The sequence below is a fragment of the Pseudoalteromonas sp. RWi3 genome (genome assembly GCF_054960735.1).
On the sequence record NZ_JBHNYL010000001.1, the window covers coordinates 375,882 to 393,671 of the forward strand.

Below are 17,790 nucleotides of genomic sequence, written 5' to 3' on the forward strand. Positions count from 1 at the left end.
GAGACGCCTTGTAAAAAGGCGCAAAATGAAAAGCTCTGAGCTGCAATTAACTATCTTTCTATTTTAGTTTTTTGCCAGGAAGTGTTTGACCACCTTGATACATAGTAAGTGACGTTGCTATGCCATTAGCATCAAGCTCAAATTGTATCCTCGCTTTTACTGCATTATTTACAAACTCGTTGATTGAGTTGGCAGTTAGAGGCAGTCTTGGTTGCCCTGTACCTTGAACAAATAACTTATCCCCATCGTGAGTTATCGACAATATAAAGCCAGGTACCAGTTCATACCTCCCAATCAGTTTTGCTAACTCTACTTCAGCCACTTTTACAGGCGTCGTTAGCTTTAAAGACGCCAAAGAATTTGTCAAATATCTGTACCCTACCTCATCCATTAATATAGAAGTGTTCGATAAAATGACGATACCTTTATGCGAAGTAGGATTAAAGCCAATAAACGAAGCGAATCCGCCAGTTTGACCATTGTGCATATAAACATCACCGTCTGCTGTGCCTTGGATGATCCACCCTAGTCCCACTTTAGTAAGTGAGTTTCCAAATTCGGCCGTAGGCTGGTGGGTCAATTTGATTGCCGATGCTAACTTGTTTTGTTGCATATTGGCTTTTAAATAAAGTGCCATGTCAGTAGCATCTGAAACAACAGCACCTGCGCCAGCCATTGCTGGTAGTTGCCAATAGTCGGTAGTCTCAAGATTTCCGTTGTGCCCTTTGCTTCTTCTTGTCAACGCAGATTTAGGCACGTCAACAAAGGTATCCTTCATTTTTAATGGCTTTAGAACACGTTGCATCAACATTTGCTCGTAATTCATATCATCAATTTTAGCAAGCGTGTGTCCTAATAAACCAACTGCAAGGTTTGAGTATTCTGGTGACTCACCTACCTCACGAGGCAAGGTGTATTGATTAAGAAACTCGTACATCATTTCTGTCGTGTAATCTACATAAGGGTTTAACGGGTTACTAAACTGCATATTGCTTGGAAGTCTAGGTAAACCCGAACGGTGACTTGCCAAAGACTCAAACGTGATGGCTTTGTCATTTTTCATTGGTAACTTGACTGACTTAGGCAAATAGTTTTGAACGGGATCGGATAGTTTTAACGTCCCTTCGTCGACAAAGGTCGCAAGTGCCGTAGATGTCATTACTTTGCTAACAGAGCCAATTTCAAACAAGGTGTTCTGGTCGATTTCTTGAGCCGTTTCCTTGTTTGCAACACCAACGTTAATAAAGCTCACTTGACCGTTTTCGATGATGGCAACGGCGATCCCAACACTCAGTTTTTCAGTTTCTACTTTGTGTTTAAGCACCTTTTCTAGTTCGGCATTTTCAGCCGATGAGCTACCAGAGGCTATCGCAATTATTAATGTGATCAAGACGACAATAATCGTCGAAGAAGAAGCTTTCTTATTACTTTGTTGTTTGCTGTTTGTTTCTTTGTTGTTCATGGTCGAAATTCCTTAGTCAATTTTGGCCGCATTTGCCCGAAGCGACTTGCTCAACAAGTCGCTCAAAGCGCCATTAAAGGTTTATGAATTAGATAGTTAGAAAAGAATGAGCTGGCTTTGGTTAGCTAGCTCATTTCTGCCAATCGTTGCTCGATGTTCTTTAACAATGGGGCAAACTTATTTTTGGCTGCGCGTTTATTTAAGAAGTACACACCCACAACCAGTAAACCAACACAAGCGTAATACCAAACCATGCCCGACGCTATTTGAGGAATACCTTGTTCGTTCACTTTTGCACCTAATGTGATGAGTAAAATTGCAACCGTCAGCGGTGCTATGTACCACCATACAACCGACTCCAACATCTGTTTTTGTTGCTGAATTTTTTGTTTTTCTTGGACTAAAAAGTCCTTAACGCTGTCACTTTTCTTAGCGTTTACTTTTTTTGCAGATATCAGTCGATATGGTATGTATATGCAAGCGACAATCGCGATGATTAAACCAATGCTTTGCATCGTACTTGCCGAATTTAATAGACCCCATATCCAAACCGGGATAAGAAATACTGCAATTCCAATTTCGAGGAAATCGCGACGTTTTATCTCCTTATCAATCTTAGTGGTTTGTTGCTCAATCATGTCTATCACCTCAGTTAAATTATCAGGAGTTGATTCGGTTTCAATGGCTTGTTGCCAGTCTTGCTTTAAATCATCTAGCTTCATATCAATCTCCTATGTAATTGGTTTCAAATTCATTTTTAATGCGCTTAATACGCGACCTAACGGCATTGGAACTAATACCAAGCACTTTAGCGCTGTCGTCCGAAGATAGCCCATCTAAGTACATCATCAGCAAGCTCGCATCTATGTCACTCAGCCCATCCATAAATCGATTAAGGATGTCTGCTTGGCAGCTGTCCTGCGTAGGCTGAAGCGCTTGCATTGATTGGTGTAATGGAGACTGTTTAATCTCTTTTTGCTTCACTGCTGCCCTTACAAATGTGCAAGCCGTATTCAATGCAACTTTAAAAACCCACGTTTCTTGTTTCGACTCGCCGCTAAACGACTCGAAACTTCTCCAAAGCTGCAGTAATATTTCCTGATACATGTCGTCAAATTCGCCGTCATGACTATATCGGGAAGCAATGTAACGTATGCGACCTTGGTTGTTGATAATCATTTGTTCGAATTGTTTTCGCATCTGTATTTGCATATTACCAATTGGTTAGATATTTAATTAGTCGGTGATAAAACACGATTGTGTCACAGTGAATAAAAATTTTTATAATTAACTCGTTCTCCACTATTAAAGTCCCTTGTTATCACCAAAAGTACGTTAAGTCGAAAACCATACAGGAAATAAACCAAGCACTTCATCTACCTTAATTATCTTCTGGTTGGCCTACAGCAGATGTCGACACTCATATCGTTTGTTTATTAAACCGTACAAAGTTTGCAATAGGGAAGAACGTTGTTGAAGCAGAAAAAAAGCTTGAAAAATGAGTACCTAAAAAGTTTAAAGTTGTGTGCACCACTGATTGATAGTACACGGCCGCTGTATTATCGAGGACTTGTGTGAGTTTAAAGATAAGACTGAGTAAAGTTGGAACTCTAATTTACTCAGTCTATCTAACCCAAACCAGCTAAATCTCGTTTATATTGAGCAAGGTGTTTCACTGTTATCTGAAATAAACGTTATATATTTAGAGCTATCAAAACCGAATTAGGTTAATAATGCTTGCTAACATTTAAGTGCTCAAAAGCAGGTTAAGTGACCTAAAAACTTAATTAATCGATTGGAACAGTGCCTCTATATCGTCTTTTATTAAATACAGTAAGTTTTTGTTTCCATCACTGGACATAACGACTAAGGAGAGTTGAGAGGTCAAATTTGTATACTTCAGCACATGGTGGGAAGGATTACTGCCATCATGTTTAATCGCAGAAATTTTTTCATTTTCCATATAAAACTGGCCAAAGTCATATTCAATGTGGTTCGGTTTTCCCGACAGTTTGTGTTTGGATATATACCTCAAAACCGACTTCCCATTTAGAGCTTTTCCGTCTAGCAGTGCCATTTCCCAAAGTAATAAATCAGATGCGGTAGTATAGATTGTTACACCGTTTATGGCCGTAGGATAATCACCAGCAACCTGTTGTTTTGATTGATTAATTGTTACTGATTGAATTGTATTCGTCATTCCTAACGGGTCTAAGAAATGATCTTTTAAATATTTATCGAATTCCTGCCCTGTTATGTTTTCAACAATTTTAGCTCGCAACATCACATTAATGTTGCCATACAAATAATCAGTACCGGGTGGGAATTCTAAAACTTGCAAAGACATTACTTGGTCCATGACATCTTGGGTTGTGATGTTATTTTTCCAGCTAATTTTAGGCAGACCTGATGTATGGGAAAGTAAATGCTTAACTTTGATTTGTTGCCCCCAAGGTGGAAGTGTCGGAATATACTTGCCAATGAGATCATCGAGTGTCAAACGGCTTTCATCTATTAACTTCAAAAGCGCAACTGTTGTAAACTCTTTGCCAACTGAACCACTGCTAAATAAGTGCTCTGCGTTTAACTTAGTGTTTTGCTTTTGGTAGCCCACAGAGTAAGTAAAAATGGGATTTGCTTTTAGTTTTATGGCAATCGAACCATTAAACCCATGTTGGGTTTGAAATTGTTCAATAATATTTACTACTTTATCATTCAACTCAGACTCTAACGTGTTTGCCTCTATTGTGATAGGTGTGATAGTTAACAAGACCAACCAAAAAACGTAAATTCTTTTCATGACTTGCTCTCCCCCTTATGAGGTACAGCATTTACTTTAAGTATATGCTCTAGTCTGTGCTTTAAGGGCCTAAACCAAAGCTCAGATATCAATATCCCGTATACAAGTGGTCGAATAGCATAGGTGAAGTAATTTGTAAGGTGCAATAGGTCAATTTGAGAGTGGTTAACTATTGTTAATCCACATACTAGCGAGCTAACTATACCAACAATGTATGCATAATCACGCAACGATTTTATTATCGCAATCTTCTTACTGACCCCCTGTACGGCCGTTGGCAAACGAATAATCCACGCCGTCGCAGCTAAACTTGATAAGGTTTCTCTAATACCATGTGCGACACAAGAAAGAGTAAAGGAAAGACCTAATATTAAGCAAGCGCTTACCATTTCCCAGTTTGGGTATTTACTCGTTAAATCAATTATAAAAAAAGCAGACAGAAACAAAACAATCATGCCAATCACTCCGCCCCAATTTACTTCTCTAGTATGAACAACCTCATCATCAATTTGGTTTACCTCAACGTCAACGTGTAGTTCTTTAGGGCTTAATTCGAATACAGATGCTAATGCCATAGCAGATTCAAGTGAACAAACCCCTTCTTTTTCGATTCGTTGTATGGTTCTTTCACCCAAGCCAGATATTTCTGCAAGTGTACTTTGAGACCATCCATGCTCTTTTCTAAGCGTGACAATTTTATTTTTACATACTTTCATCTTTGTTTATAACTCCTGTCTTTCAGTTGCAGATAGTATGACTAACTCGATTGATATTCAACACGCCAGATAGCCGCCAGTTTCCTGCCAACTAGAGAAACAGTGAGCTTAAACGACACTTTTATTATTTTTAAATAAATTCCCTTGAGTCTAATTACGTTGACTTGTCGCTAAACAAGTCGGTATGATTTTATTAAACATAGAGTGCTTATCTACTTTCTTTACCATCTAACTGACCCACCATCGTAGACAGAGATATTTACCGCGTTTCCAACCGCACTAAATTAGCTATGGGCAAAACGCTTTAAAATTTTAAGAAAAGTTACTAAAAGGCCTGCCCGCTGAATTTAAGGTAGGCGTACATGAATAGATGATTTTGCACGGCCGCTGCTACATGTGTTCGACCCGTAAACCTGAATGTGGTAACTGTATTATTGAAGATTCGTGTAAATTCAAGGATAAAACAGATCAGCCTTAATTCCACTTAGGGTTGTTAAAACAACCAATAAACGGATTTAAGGCATTGTATTTTCGTGATGCTGTTTTAAGCGATGAGCGAGCTTAATTATAAGTAGGTTCGAGCACAGTATGTAATTCATTTAAGCACAATTATACCCAAACCACCTCAAGATGCAGAATTCAGCGTTTCACAGGGGCTTAATATCAAGGCGTTACTTTGCAAGAATGGCAGTCCCTTTTAATAAGTTACAACGATGAAAGTAAGTTCCTGTGAAGCGCCAAGAGGGTTGGTTTAAAAGCGATTTATACTGCGTTATTGATTTTAACAATAGAACCACTATTACTTGCAATCAATGCCTTGCCTAAATCGCTTTTAACTCCAACTGAAACTCGCATCTTGAGGAGGCTTGGGTATAGATCTCCTCCCCTGCCTTAATCACTGTTTAGTTGCTACTTTTATTACTCACCTGTTTTTTGCGTCTCCATGGCTCAATAGGTTGTGAAAAATATCTCCACCAAACGTATTTCCAAGGGACACAAATAATGATTAAACCAACCCCAATTAGCGATCCTTTTACACTTACAACGCCCGGAATTGGCTCACCTGCCATCCATAGTGGCAGTGCGACAGCAGCCAACCAAACTACTTTCCAAACGATTTCAAATAGCATAATCGGTAGAAATGCTATTGGGCGAAACATGCCGCCGATAGCCAATAAAGCAAGTGTAAATAAAAGCGAATGCCCCACACCTCGCCATGATGTCCACTCAAAAGGTCCCTGTAAAATTGACATCAACTGCCATTTACCAATGACAAACACTAATCCCGCAAAAAATACTCGAAGTCCCCAAGTTTGCCATAGTGGTACTAATGGCGCGTTATTTTGCGTTAAATTGTCTTCGTTTTTAATACTTCTACTTGCAATAACACTGTCGTTATTTGTGATCGATTTACTGTTCATAGCAATAACCTTATTGTTCAAATTTCGCTTCAATACTCGCATGTCGTAAGGCCTGAGGAGCATCAAATTTGAAAATCGATATACGAAAATGAACAAAAACAAGAAGATTATAGAAAAAGAACTGAGTTACTGTAAAATAGCGTAAGAAACAAAGGGAGTAAAAGTTGGAACTGTTAAATCTAGCCCAATTAATTATAATTTTGCTAAGTCTTATATTAGCCATCTTTCATTTTCGCCTAAAAGAAAGGCATCTCTTACACTTTGTTTTTGCGATTTTCTGTGCATCAACTTCTATGTATGTCGCACACAAGTTAACCAATGTCTTTTGGGAACCTTATCACCATTTAATCGGTATGCTGGGAGTTGGCGTCTCTAGTGCATATTGGCTATTTGCTCGCGCTTTTTTCCGAAAAAATAACTCTATTAGTCGTCACCATCTAATTTTTGTTGGGTTACTTTCAGCATGTCTAATATTGCAACACCTTTTACTTCTTTCTAAAAAGTTGTGGCTAGCCCATTCAGTTTGGCTTTCCTTATTAACAAACGTTTTAACTGAAATAATTTCGATTTTGTACCCGGGTATGCTCATTCTTATTTTCTGGGAAGGATATCGGGTGTTAAGTAGTTCAACTGCATTACAGCGCAAAATGGCAACTATTTACCTATCGTCATTCATTTTTTGCGTTGTCAGTGTCATGTTAATAGGTGCAACTCTTCCAAATGATTTATTGGCTGGCACTGGACGAGACTGGCTCTCGACTTTCGCGTTTTTAGTCATACTGATCAGCACTCATGGATTAATACTCTTCCGCCAACAGCAACTTGATCAAAAAGAACAGAACACAGCGCCCTCTGCTCAGGAGGAACCCGCACTAGCCCAACAAATCCAGGCGATTTTGGTTGATGAAAAACGTTATTTGGAATCGAGTTTACGAGTTGCTGACATCGCTCGCGAATTGAACGTGCCCGAATATCGTATCCGTTCTGTAATGCTCAACCATTTTAATGCTAAAAACTTTAACCATTACGTAAATCAAATGCGTATTGAATATGCTAAAACCATTTTGATTGCACCGGATAAAAGTGACTGGCCTGTACTTGTCGTTGGAATTGAAAGTGGTTTTGCTTCCGCCGCTCCATTTACACGAGCATTTAAGGAGTTTACTGGTTTTACACCTGGTCAGTATCGTAAGCAGCAGTTAGAAAACAAATAAGTCATTTTTGCTAGAATAAAACGCTCTTCAACATTTATATCTCGCTTAAACATCACCATACTTTACCGCGTATCAAACCGCTCTCGATTTACCATAGGTAAGAACAATATTGGAGTAAAAAAAAGTTCGAAAAGTGATATCTAAAGAGTTTAAAGTAGATATGCACCATTGGTTTATTCTGCACAGTCGCTATAAGTGCCCCCCCGTAAACCTAAGTGCGGCAGTTGTATTTTTGAATACTTTTATGAGTATAAGACCGGATAATCCTACTTATTGCTCTTCAATCGCAATAGAACCCGTAAATCGGTGTAACCAACCAGCCGCTAGGCTCGGTTTATAGATAAGTTCTATATGCTCTAGGCAACTGTGCTCACATCCCACCACATCGATAATCACTAACCCTGCATTACGGGCAACAAAGTCTGGCACATACGCAAGTGCAATCCCATTGTTAACCAAGGACATCAGCACACTAAACTCGGAACACCGATAGGTGATAGTACGAGGCACTTTATCGTCGCGCCAGCCGTCAGAACCAATGCCTCTTTTGATACCACAAAAGGGCGATACACTCGGACAAGCAAAACCGAATTCACGCAACTGTTCAACAGTGACCTCTCCATCTGGAAAGCGTTTGAGCAAAGGGTGCTGAACTGCTGCTACGACTTTAAACTCAGAAGTACCAAGGTAAATGCTTGCAAGGTCCTCTCTGTAGGAACTTTCTTCTAGTGCAAACCGAGTTACCAAAGCTAAATGTGCCTGCCCCGTATTTACCTGCGCAATGGCACGGCCTTCCCAAACCGACTCTACACTGTAATCATAATGTTCTTTGTTTAACCCTAAGGTAAGTTTGGGAATATAGTGCTGAAGTAACAATGAAGGCCCGACCATCTTCACCAATGTTTTATTTCTATCGCCACTAAACTCACTAATTGCTTGCTCTGCTTCATGCACCAAATGTGATGCATAGTGACGAAATTTCTCACCGTGTTGATTGAGCCGAATGTTTCGGCCAACCCTGTCAAAAAGTCGTATATTGAGCTTAGTTTCAATGCGCTTAATTGTTTTTGAAAGCGCTCCTGCTGTAATGTTGAGCTGTTCAGATGCTGTTTGTAAATTTGATGTCTCAGCAACAATTAGAAATTTGTTTAAATCTTCGGTATCCATTTAACTCATCATTTCCAAATTGGAATCATTAACTAAATAATTATAGCTTACCGAGACATAAATTACATGCAACAATTTCGCGCATTATATACAAGAGGTGCGATAGAAATGAGCAGTTATCAGTTGAAGCAATGGTTTTACGTAAAACGACCTAATGAATTTGTAGGCACAGAGCACTATGAACTCAGAGAGTCTGATTTTAGCCCCCAATTGTCCAAAAATGAGGTGCTGATAAAGTCTGAATACATTTCTGTTGACCCTTACATGCGGATCCAGCAAGCAGCAACACACTCATGGGAACCACCTCACCCTTTAAACACTGTGCAGGGTGCTGCGGTTGTAGCTAAAGTACTTGAATCAAACAATGACAACTTCCAACCCGGAGACTGGGTGAGCGGATATATCGGCTGGCAAACTCATGCTGTTGTGCACGGCAATGAAATACAGACTATCGATCCTGAACAAGCCGATGTAAAAACTGCATTGGGGATCTTAGGTATGCCAGGCAGAACTGCGTGGTTTGGACTAATGGAAGCTGGCAAACCCAAACCCGGTGAAACTGTACTCGTATCTGGTGCTGCAGGCGCCGTTGGCTCGCTCGTAACTCAGTTTGCTATTAAAGCTGGATGCCGTGTGATCGGTATTGCGGGTTCTGAAGAAAAATGTGAATGGTTAAAAACAATGGGGGTCGATGAAGCACTGAACTACAAGTCGTATTCTTCGGCGCAACAATTGCAAACTAAACTTTTGGAGCTGGGTGGTGTTGACGTGTACTTTGATAATGTTGGGGGCATGATAACAGATGCAGCGTTGACCAGTCTGAATCTGAGGGCCCGTGTTGTTGTTTGCGGCCAAATTTCACAATACAACGGCGGTCTGGATACCCCTGAAGTGGGGCCTCGTTTTTTACATCAGCTTTTGTATAAACGAGCTTCTGTGCAAGGAATATTGGCACGTGATTTTACTCACCGTATGGCAGAAATGATCGAGCATGTTGCCCCTTGGATCAAAACGGGTGAAATAGAGTTCAAGTCCACAGAGGTCTGCGGTTTTGAATATCTGCCGGATACATTGGCTGGGTTATTTGAAGGGCAAAACACCGGAAAGGCAATAGTTCATGTTGTATAATAACGTATTAAGTGTACCAGCCATGAAAAACATAACGCACATCCTTTTCACATTGTTAATATTAACAAGCATGACTTTAGATGCACAAACTTCCCTTAATAAACATGACCTACATGAAAAACATACACGAGTAGGTTCTCATGGCATGGTGTTGTTTACTAATGGCAAGCGTCTCTTTGCCAGTCACTTACCTTTATATCAAGCGCCTCACGATTACCAACTTATTTATGAAGTAGAAAGTACACATCGCCAGCAATTGATCGCACGCTTAACGCAAACAAATAAAACGACACACGCGCACTATGTGGAAAACATGATAACGCTGCTGCCAGCAACGTTTGACTTAAATACACTTATCGACGGTCAATCTTTTGAGATAGACACTCAGTTTTACCTTGGTCACTTTGAGCGAGGTGGTGAGAAATGGCTGAAGGACAAAAACTTCACATTTGTCCGTCAAATATACAAGCGGCCACTAACAACTTTGCGTACCGCTGGAAAACCAAGTCAAATAGAGTGGCATGTTTTGGATACAGGACCAGATAACAAGCAACTGCTTATCCATCCTATTCAAGCTGCGCCATCGTTTGACGCAATCGTGTTTGGTCATCAATGCCTTGCTAATAGCTTAGTGAATCAGTCCGAATCAATGCCTGATATTGGTACGTTGTATTCTAAAATAAAGCAATGTCAGTCGATGGAAGTGTTGTACTTTGAAATAAGGGATTTTGCCAAATGAAGCTAATATTTGTACTGCTTTCAATTGCTTTATTTTCTGCGAACAATTCATTAGCAAGAGAAAACGATTTTGATAAACGAATGGCTAAACTTGTAAAACACACATGGATTCACGGTTCACCAATGTGTGAGGGTAATAGTGATCCGTCCATAGAAGTTTATCAGTTTTCAGATACAACCTATATACTCAGGCAAAGCAAATGTAGCCACTACGAAGCCCCCTTTATTTACTTATTATTCGGTAAGAACAAAGTTTTTGTACTCGATACTGGAGCGACATCAGATCAAGTTACATTTCCATTGTTTCGAACCATTGAATCCATCATCAACAAGTTAGCTGAACAAAGAAGGCCGAGTTACGACAATTTATCTTGGTTAGTTGCTCATTCACATGGGCACGGAGATCACATTGCAGGTGATAGTCAGTTTCTAAATCAACCTAATGTATCCCTGATCAAGCCGAACTTGGAGTCGGTCAAGCAAGCATTCAGATTGCACGGCAACAATTGGCCGAACGTTCATGCTAATGTTGAATTAGGGAATCGTCACCTCACTATTATTGCACTACCAGGACACAAGTCAGATGCAATAGCGGTATATGACAGTGAAACCAAGTGGCTACTTACAGGCGATAGTCTTTATCCGGGTCGCTTGTATGTGAAAGACTGGGAAGCATTTCGTAATAGCATAGCCCGGCTAACTGATTTTTCGCAAAATAATGTCATATCGGCATTAATGGGTACGCATATTGAAATGAAGAATACCCCAGGACAAGATTATGAAATGGGAACGACCTATCAGCCAGAAGAAGCAGCGCTACCTATGTCCGTTAAAGATCTTAGCCTGCTAAATGAAATAATGCAGAGCAGAAATTCACCATCACGGGTGGTTACAGACCACTTTATTGTTTATCCAATCGATTGATGCCAAGCTAAGTTATTGATTGCTCAAGCCCTATTGCTAAAATCATTCGACTGGGTGAATTTGAGTAACTGGAATTCGTTTCAAACCGCCAAGCACGAGCATTCCACAATCTACTGTTGTTATCTTTTGGCTGCCCGACAATAGCTGAAGATACACGTATATTCCGTGTGAGCAATCGGGCTATTACAATGGGTAAAAATGTTTAACAGGTTGAAAAAAGCCTCTTAACGTTGTGCCAGCAAAGTTTAAAGTAGACGTACAATACCTTTAAATCATACATGGCCGCTTTGTAAAGACTGCTCGCAAACCTAAAAGCGACTCATGTATTGTTAAATAGTGATGTGAGTTTAAAGGCAAAACTGAATAATGTTTTATGTTTACTCAATTGATGCTTTGATTAGTATATCCCTCAACAGGGCATTATGTTTTTTGAGCTAATGAAGAAAACTCCTTTACCCCTTTTCTCCAATAGACAAACGCAACAACGGAGGCAACCAACGCTAATACAGCCCCAAATTCATCAATGTAATAACTTGAGTTCTCGTTTGTAATGGTAATCGGCGTAAAAATTTTCTGAATAAATATATTAGAAGCACCATGATACATAACAGCAGTCCAGACACTGTCTGTTTTTAACCGGATATAAGCCATGATAGTTCCGCTAGAAATAATGAATAACGTAAAGAAAAATAGTTGATAGTAAATCGATGTATCGCTATTTCCATACAACCCTAAAAAAATCAACGGCCAATGAAACGCAGACCAAAGTATGCCACTTACTAACGCGACCCCTGTAAATGATGTGATTTTAGAAAGCTCAGGAACTAATAGCCCTCTCCATCCAATTTCTTCACCTAAAATAGACGGAATTGACATTATGAAGCTGATACATGCGACTAAAATCAAATGAAAAAGAAATATACTTAAATCATTCCATTCGCTTAAGTTATAGCTTTGCTTTTTGTCCGCTAAGAATTCACTGTTGTATAATTCACCGCCCCCCAAAGACCAAATAAGTAAATAAGCCACTGACGCAATAGCAAAGGGTATTAGGTAGCTTTTCCATTGAACTTTCCAACTCCCCCATTTCCAACCCAGCTCAGATAAGCTCTTCTTTCTCACTAAACAAGTTAAAATCGTAGCAGCTCCTACTGACAACATAAGGGGCGTTGCTTGCCCCATTCTAAATATCAGCCAAAATCCTAGGAAGTAAAAAGCAATAACGAAGGCCAAAAATGTGGCGAGTGTAATATAGGTGTTTTTAGTCGCGTTCATATTAGGCGTTCTCATCTTTTTTTAAAGCAACTCGTTGCTTATATGATTGTAAGTGTTCAGGAAAACGCTTGCCAAAAGATTGGTTTTGAAGTGCTGTTATTGCTGAATTAAGCACACTTTGAATATCTACTCCTACTTCGTTAGACAAGTCTTTAAATGCTTGCTCAGCGTCCAAACAATACAAATTTAGTATCTCAGATTTTTCTTGCCCTTTAGGCGTCAAGTGATACAAGGTTCTTCGCTTGTCATTACCATCTTTGATGCCTTCAACTAATTCTAGCTTGAGCATTATTTTTAACCGCTGAGAAACCAACTGATGAGACAAATTTAGTCCTTGGGAGATTTGCATAATAGATGCGCTCTCTACATTAGATAAAAACAACAATGTAGATGAAGCAAAAACAGGAAAACCCATTTCTTTTTCAGTATATAACTCTTCAGACTGGCTTTGTATAAGGCAATGTAAATCAAAAACAGACTTTGCCATAAAAGCATAATTCGATCTTATTTGATTACTAAAATGTGATTCTTTAGTCATGAATTTAATTCTCTTATTCAAATCATAAATATCCGCAAGCACTTGCGAAAGTTATTGCTAATATAGGTAGGTATTACATGTCATGCAAGGAACTATTTGTAACATTATTTAAATTCACACAGTTCCATGCGCCTCAAATATGCAAACTTGAGGTAAACTTCACTTTCTAGTTTTAAAATCTTATGTCTAATCGACCATTCCCTAAGACGACCTTATTAACCGTGTATCAAACCGTACCAAGTTTGCCTTGGTAAAAATGTGGGTGTGCTAAAACTCGAAAAGTTTTCCTAAAGAGTTTAACGTTGATGCGCACCACAGGTTAAAAGTAAACAAGCGCTACGTGTGTATAACGCCCGTATACCTATATGTGGCAGCTGTATTAATGAAGACTTGTATGAGTTCAAGGATAGAACAGAGTAAACTCATCTTTCAATCTCTGGAAAATCAATTTAAATACATGTTCTTTATACTGATAGGTTTTTTAAGAGCAATTATTAAAACATTTTCAAGCTATTAATTTCACAAGTGTCAATGCTTTGGTTATGCTACTGAGTATTATAAAATTTAATTGCGACACCCCATGTTACCTTTACTTCGAATATTACTGATAGAGCAAGAGCCAACCACTTTGCAAGAGCTTTCTGCGAATCTTTCCAAAACAATTGCTAATTTTGAGCGAGATGATATTCAAATCGATATCATTGAAAGCCTTGAACTAAAACACGCGTTAGGTTGTGTTGAAGAAGATGGTGATATTCAGGCTGTCGTACTTAGTTGGGATGTACACAACAAGGTCGGTGAACGCACTTGTAGTCGATTTATTGAACAATTGAAGGCTGTTCGCTTAGAATTGCCGGTATACGTTATCGGCGACGATACTAATGGGCTGGAAATTGTAAACGAATCAGAAGAAATCGAGTCTTTCTTTTTTAAAGATGAAGTGATTTCAGACCCTGAAGCTATTTTAGGGTATATGATCAATGACTTTGATGACCGGTCGGAAACGCCATTTTGGACAGCGTATCGTCGTTATGTGGGTGAATCAAACGACTCGTGGCATACACCGGGTCACAGTGGTGGTTCTAGCTTTAGAAACTCACCTTACATCAAAGATTTTTACCAATTTTATGGTCGCAATGTTTTCGTTGGAGACCTGTCTGTATCCGTTGATTCATTAGGTTCATTATCCGACAGCACCAACACAATTGGCCGTGCCCAAGAGTCCGCTGCGGCTACATTTGAAGTAAAGCATACTTACTTTGTTACCAATGGGTCATCAACTTCAAATAAAATCATCTTGCAGACATTACTACGCAAGGGTGACAAAGTGATCATCGACCGCAACTGTCATAAATCTGTGCATTATGGCATTTTGCAATCGGCCAGCTTCCCTATTTATTTATCGAGTGTGTTAAACCCTAAATATGGCATTTTTGCACCACCGTCATTGGCCGATATTAAACAAGCGATTGAACAAAATACCGACGCAAAACTATTGGTACTCACGGGCTGCACATACGATGGTTTATTGAGTGATCTAAAACAAGTCGTGGAGTTTGCCCACCAGCATGGCATTAAAGTGTTTATCGACGAAGCGTGGTTTGCCTATTCATTATTCCACCCTAGTTTGCGCTATTACTCCGCTATTCATGCCGGTGCAGATTATGTCACTCACTCTGCACATAAAGTAGTGTCGGCGTTTTCTCAGGCGTCTTATATTCATGTAAACGATCCCGATTTTGATGCTGATTTCTTTAGAGAGATTTACAGTATTTACGCCAGCACATCGCCTAAGTATCAGTTAATCGCATCGCTTGATGTATGCCAAAAGCAGTTGGAGATGGAAGGCTATAAGTTACTTAATGCTTTGTTAAACCACGTAGAAGAATTTAAACAACAGATGGCGTCACTCAAGCATATTAAAGTGTTAGGTAAGCAAGACTTTATGAACATATTCCCACACTTTAGTGGTGACAACATGGGTCATGATCCGTTGAAAATTCTCATCGATATTAGTCAGTTGCCTTATTCATTAAAAGATATTCATAAATTTTTGCTGGATGAAATAGGCCTCGAAATAGAAAAGTACACGCACAGTACTATTTTGGTATTGCTGACACTAGGCGGCACACGTTCGAAGATTATTCGTTTATATAATGCATTGAAAAAGCTCGACAGTGGTAAAGTGAAGTTGGCAACATCGACCAGGCGCTCTCGCTTACCAGAGAGTTTACCCGCAATAGATCTGGCGTGTATTCCAAGTGACGCTTTTTATGGCGAGCGTGAGTCAGTACCCATTAGCAAAAGCAACAATCGCATTTGTGCAGGGCTAGTCACCCCCTACCCGCCAGGTATTCCGCTTTTAGTTCCTGGTCAGCATATCACTGAGGAGCATATAGAATATCTAAAAGAGTTAGCTGGGCAAGGGTTGACGATTCAAGGCAGTTTCGACGGCGAGATTTATGTTTTAAAGGCCAAGTCAAACAAATAAATCACCTCAATTATTCCAGCAGCAATGTCTGTTTCATTGCTGCTGCGTCTATAGCAGTTTAATTTTTAGAGTAAAAAGTAAGCTAAAAAATCGTTTGGTACGTAGGTATAACAATAAAAAATTTTTTATGAAATTTACAATGTACAAAAATATTAGTTTATTTACTTTTGGGACTCTAGCCCTGTGCCTTACTACACCCGTTCTCGCTGATGATCGAGGAGAAGTACGAAAACGTCTAGAACCAAAAGGTTTTTTATATGGCTTTGGCTTAGGTGTTAAGCAAGAACTTTATAAAGGATATGACCGACGGGTTATTCCTTTACCAATATTAGGGTATAGAGGTGATAGGCTCTCTGTATTGGGCCCTTTTGTTAGCTATGATGTATTGAACCAAGATGGGATTAAGTTATCAGCTCAGGCGTCACCTCGATTTCAAGGTTTTGATAGCTCAGACAGCGATGTTTTTATTGGAATGGACGAAAGAGACTTTTCATTTGATGCTGGTTTGGGAGTTAAGTATGAGCGTAATGATTGGAATGTAGGTTTATCGTCTATGTTTGACGTACTTAATAAATCCAATGGCTACGAGCTAAAAGCATCACTTGGGCGTGCATTTAAAAGCGGTCCTATTTTTTATGAGCCTACAATTTCAGTTAGTTATCTTGATGCTAATCATGTGAATTATTACTATGGCGTGAGAGATTATGAGGCAACAACGTTAAGACCGGCTTATAAAGCTGACAGCGCTTTAAACACGACGATCGGTTTTTCAGTTGCGACACCAATATTCTTTGACGGATTCACTCGTTTAAGTGTTGATTATACATTAAGTGATTCAAGTATAACTGACAGCCCACTGGTTGATACTGACAATAGTTTGTCACTACGCTTATTGTTCTCGCGCTTTTTTTAAGCGTGAGTGCTAAAAACTCACTTTAGGAGTAACCTTGTTACCCTAAGGTTTCACCTGATTTTGCACTAAGCAGTAATTAAAACAGAGTGTTAGCTTTGGCAATGTCAAACTAAGTTAACCGTTAATTATATTATTCATCATGTTTGCGTTATTGGGAATTTATGTAATTATTGAACAACGGTTCCATTACTCTTAAAGGTGCTCATAATTATCATGAATCGCTTATACTTGATTGCAATGTTGTTCTTCTTTAATCCGGCGGCTTTTGCAACTAATGATTCACGCTCTTTAACGTGGGGATATGTAAATTTTGCACCCTACCATTACAGTGAAAACGAAAATGTAGCAGGTGTTATTGCGCAACAAGTTAAGTACATATTTAATGATGCAAAGTTAACATATTCCGCCGTAGAACTGCCCAATAAAAGAGCTAAGTTATACATCACACAAGGTAGAGTCGATTTTTCTACAGTAATCGAAAGCTTTATTTCTACGCCTAATAATTTTTTGAAAAGTAACTTGCCAATCTACCGGATTGTATTAGGAGCTGTATGTTTAGATGATTCACTAAACATAAAAGAATTAAATGATCTAAAGCAACTCAGGTTAATTTTATTGTCTGGGTATACCTATGGCACACAAAAACAAATTAATGAGCAAAGCGGCTATAATATAGAGCTTCACGCGCAAAATCATGATAGTGCAGTAAAGGCACTTAAATACAAAAGAGCTGATTGTGTTTTGGGTTATGAATCACCTACTCGCGTTGAACAAGCAAAACATGCTGATTTAAAGCTGACATTTTATAAAATTGATGAGTTTCCCGTCTATTTATATTTAAATAAACAGGTAAAGAATGCTCCACATATTATGGATACAATTAACCAGCATATAGACCGTCAAATAACCCCACCAGCGTTGCTTTAAAAGCGTTATATATAAAGTACTCACTATGAGTTGATATTTTATAAATATTCATTTATGTTCGAGTACCTTCATACAT

16 protein-coding genes and 2 pseudogenes are annotated in these 17,790 nt (G+C 39.1%); 9 read left to right on the plus strand and 9 right to left on the minus strand.

Translation table 11 applies throughout. The annotated features are described in order from the left end of the window. Positions 1-58 precede the first annotated feature (58 nt). The 3 genes from ACFI4Z_RS01610 to ACFI4Z_RS01620 form a co-directional block, all read right to left on the minus strand. The gene (locus tag ACFI4Z_RS01610) at positions 59-1,462 is read right to left on the minus strand and encodes a serine hydrolase (RefSeq protein WP_462669052.1); all 1,404 of its coding nucleotides are present in this window, start codon (positions 1,460-1,462) and stop codon (positions 59-61) included. Positions 1,463-1,587: 125 nt separating this feature from the next. Further along, positions 1,588-2,184 (minus strand): hypothetical protein, encoded by a 597-nt coding sequence (locus tag ACFI4Z_RS01615; protein ID WP_462669053.1) that lies wholly within the window; start codon positions 2,182-2,184, stop codon positions 1,588-1,590. 1 nt (position 2,185) lies between these two features. After that, the gene (locus ACFI4Z_RS01620; protein WP_099295841.1) at positions 2,186-2,662 is read right to left on the minus strand and encodes an RNA polymerase sigma factor; all 477 of its coding nucleotides are present in this window, start codon (positions 2,660-2,662) and stop codon (positions 2,186-2,188) included. Between the two features lie 194 nt (positions 2,663-2,856). Here ACFI4Z_RS01620 and ACFI4Z_RS01625 point away from each other — a divergent pair. Next, positions 2,857-3,062, plus strand: a pseudogene (locus tag ACFI4Z_RS01625) (endonuclease III); the annotation flags it as partial. 183 nt (positions 3,063-3,245) lie between these two features. On the opposite strand, the gene ACFI4Z_RS01630 reads toward ACFI4Z_RS01625, so the two are convergent. Both ACFI4Z_RS01630 and ACFI4Z_RS01635 read right to left on the minus strand, forming a co-directional pair. Next, the gene (locus tag ACFI4Z_RS01630; protein WP_462669054.1) at positions 3,246-4,262 is read right to left on the minus strand and encodes a serine hydrolase domain-containing protein; all 1,017 of its coding nucleotides are present in this window, start codon (positions 4,260-4,262) and stop codon (positions 3,246-3,248) included. After that, entirely contained in the window at positions 4,259-4,978 is a 720-nt protein-coding gene (locus ACFI4Z_RS01635; RefSeq protein WP_462669055.1) for a helix-turn-helix transcriptional regulator, read from the minus strand. Before ACFI4Z_RS01635 ends, ACFI4Z_RS01630 begins: the two co-directional genes overlap by 4 nt. A gap of 236 nt (positions 4,979-5,214) precedes the next feature. On the opposite strand from ACFI4Z_RS01635, the pseudogene ACFI4Z_RS01640 reads away from it, so the two are divergent. Beyond that, positions 5,215-5,456 (plus strand): annotated as a pseudogene (locus ACFI4Z_RS01640) (endonuclease III); the annotation flags it as partial. Between the two features lie 424 nt (positions 5,457-5,880). On the opposite strand, the gene ACFI4Z_RS01645 reads toward ACFI4Z_RS01640, so the two are convergent. After that, positions 5,881-6,399 carry a hypothetical protein gene (locus ACFI4Z_RS01645; protein WP_462669056.1) on the minus strand — a complete coding sequence of 173 codons (519 nt, stop codon included), beginning with the start codon at positions 6,397-6,399 and terminating at the stop codon, positions 5,881-5,883. Between the two features lie 164 nt (positions 6,400-6,563). Between ACFI4Z_RS01645 and ACFI4Z_RS01650 the strand changes: the two genes are divergently transcribed. Continuing rightward, on the plus strand, positions 6,564-7,613 hold the full coding sequence (locus tag ACFI4Z_RS01650; protein ID WP_462669057.1) for a helix-turn-helix domain-containing protein: 1,050 nt from the start codon (positions 6,564-6,566) through the stop codon (positions 7,611-7,613). A gap of 270 nt (positions 7,614-7,883) precedes the next feature. Here the strand turns inward: ACFI4Z_RS01650 and ACFI4Z_RS01655 are convergent, their stop codons facing one another. Then, entirely contained in the window at positions 7,884-8,780 is an 897-nt protein-coding gene (locus ACFI4Z_RS01655; RefSeq protein WP_462669058.1) for a LysR family transcriptional regulator, read from the minus strand. Between the two features lie 108 nt (positions 8,781-8,888). Here ACFI4Z_RS01655 and ACFI4Z_RS01660 point away from each other — a divergent pair, with 108 nt between their 5' ends. The 3 genes from ACFI4Z_RS01660 to ACFI4Z_RS01670 are packed head-to-tail and all read left to right on the plus strand — an operon-like array spanning position 8,889 to position 11,570. Continuing rightward, on the plus strand, positions 8,889-9,908 hold the full coding sequence (locus ACFI4Z_RS01660; RefSeq protein WP_462669059.1) for an NADP-dependent oxidoreductase: 1,020 nt from the start codon (positions 8,889-8,891) through the stop codon (positions 9,906-9,908). Beyond that, complete coding sequence (locus tag ACFI4Z_RS01665; protein WP_462669060.1) at positions 9,898-10,647, plus strand: hypothetical protein; 750 nt, start codon at positions 9,898-9,900, stop codon at positions 10,645-10,647. The genes ACFI4Z_RS01660 and ACFI4Z_RS01665 overlap by 11 nt, the downstream gene beginning before the upstream one ends. Continuing rightward, on the plus strand, positions 10,644-11,570 hold the full coding sequence (locus ACFI4Z_RS01670; protein WP_462669061.1) for an MBL fold metallo-hydrolase: 927 nt from the start codon (positions 10,644-10,646) through the stop codon (positions 11,568-11,570). Before ACFI4Z_RS01665 ends, ACFI4Z_RS01670 begins: the two co-directional genes overlap by 4 nt. Before the next feature lie 420 nt (positions 11,571-11,990). On the opposite strand, the gene ACFI4Z_RS01675 is transcribed toward ACFI4Z_RS01670, so the two are convergent. Together ACFI4Z_RS01675 and ACFI4Z_RS01680 are read right to left on the minus strand one after the other, a co-directional pair. Beyond that, entirely contained in the window at positions 11,991-12,845 is an 855-nt protein-coding gene (locus tag ACFI4Z_RS01675; protein WP_135474969.1) for a CPBP family intramembrane glutamic endopeptidase, read from the minus strand. A gap of 1 nt (position 12,846) precedes the next feature. Continuing rightward, entirely contained in the window at positions 12,847-13,383 is a 537-nt protein-coding gene (locus ACFI4Z_RS01680; RefSeq protein WP_135474970.1) for a MarR family winged helix-turn-helix transcriptional regulator, read from the minus strand. Between the two features lie 580 nt (positions 13,384-13,963). Between ACFI4Z_RS01680 and ACFI4Z_RS01685 the strand changes: the two genes are divergently transcribed. The 3 genes from ACFI4Z_RS01685 to ACFI4Z_RS01695 all read left to right on the plus strand — a co-directional run bounded on the left by ACFI4Z_RS01685 (position 13,964) and on the right by ACFI4Z_RS01695 (position 17,714). Beyond that, positions 13,964-15,874, plus strand: a complete 1,911-nt coding sequence (locus ACFI4Z_RS01685; protein WP_462669062.1) for an aminotransferase class V-fold PLP-dependent enzyme — start codon at positions 13,964-13,966, stop codon at positions 15,872-15,874. Positions 15,875-16,013: 139 nt separating this feature from the next. After that, entirely contained in the window at positions 16,014-16,787 is a 774-nt protein-coding gene (locus ACFI4Z_RS01690; RefSeq protein ID WP_099295915.1) for a MipA/OmpV family protein, read from the plus strand. 213 nt (positions 16,788-17,000) lie between these two features. Beyond that, complete coding sequence (locus ACFI4Z_RS01695; protein ID WP_462669063.1) at positions 17,001-17,714, plus strand: substrate-binding periplasmic protein; 714 nt, start codon at positions 17,001-17,003, stop codon at positions 17,712-17,714. Positions 17,715-17,790: the final 76 nt, after the last annotated feature.

Excerpts from the sequence above, each read along its gene's own strand:
- ACFI4Z_RS01670 (WP_462669061.1), top strand. The coding sequence starts at position 10,644 with ATGAAGCTAATATTTGTACTGCTTTCAATTGCTTTATTTTCTGCGAAC.
- ACFI4Z_RS01635 (WP_462669055.1), bottom strand. The coding sequence starts at position 4,978 with ATGAAAGTATGTAAAAATAAAATTGTCACGCTTAGAAAAGAGCATGGA.
- ACFI4Z_RS01685 (WP_462669062.1), top strand. The coding sequence starts at position 13,964 with ATGTTACCTTTACTTCGAATATTACTGATAGAGCAAGAGCCAACCACT.
- ACFI4Z_RS01645 (WP_462669056.1), bottom strand. The coding sequence starts at position 6,399 with ATGAACAGTAAATCGATCACAAATAACGACAGTGTTATTGCAAGTAGA.
- ACFI4Z_RS01695 (WP_462669063.1), top strand. The coding sequence starts at position 17,001 with ATGAATCGCTTATACTTGATTGCAATGTTGTTCTTCTTTAATCCGGCG.
- ACFI4Z_RS01620 (WP_099295841.1), bottom strand. The coding sequence starts at position 2,662 with ATGCGAAAACAATTCGAACAAATGATTATCAACAACCAAGGTCGCATA.
- ACFI4Z_RS01675 (WP_135474969.1), bottom strand. The coding sequence starts at position 12,845 with ATGAACGCGACTAAAAACACCTATATTACACTCGCCACATTTTTGGCC.
- ACFI4Z_RS01690 (WP_099295915.1), top strand. The coding sequence starts at position 16,014 with ATGTACAAAAATATTAGTTTATTTACTTTTGGGACTCTAGCCCTGTGC.
- ACFI4Z_RS01610 (WP_462669052.1), bottom strand. The coding sequence starts at position 1,462 with ATGAACAACAAAGAAACAAACAGCAAACAACAAAGTAATAAGAAAGCT.
- ACFI4Z_RS01665 (WP_462669060.1), top strand. The coding sequence starts at position 9,898 with ATGTTGTATAATAACGTATTAAGTGTACCAGCCATGAAAAACATAACG.
- ACFI4Z_RS01615 (WP_462669053.1), bottom strand. The coding sequence starts at position 2,184 with ATGAAGCTAGATGATTTAAAGCAAGACTGGCAACAAGCCATTGAAACC.
- ACFI4Z_RS01630 (WP_462669054.1), bottom strand. The coding sequence starts at position 4,262 with ATGAAAAGAATTTACGTTTTTTGGTTGGTCTTGTTAACTATCACACCT.
- ACFI4Z_RS01655 (WP_462669058.1), bottom strand. The coding sequence starts at position 8,780 with ATGGATACCGAAGATTTAAACAAATTTCTAATTGTTGCTGAGACATCA.
- ACFI4Z_RS01660 (WP_462669059.1), top strand. The coding sequence starts at position 8,889 with ATGAGCAGTTATCAGTTGAAGCAATGGTTTTACGTAAAACGACCTAAT.
- ACFI4Z_RS01680 (WP_135474970.1), bottom strand. The coding sequence starts at position 13,383 with ATGACTAAAGAATCACATTTTAGTAATCAAATAAGATCGAATTATGCT.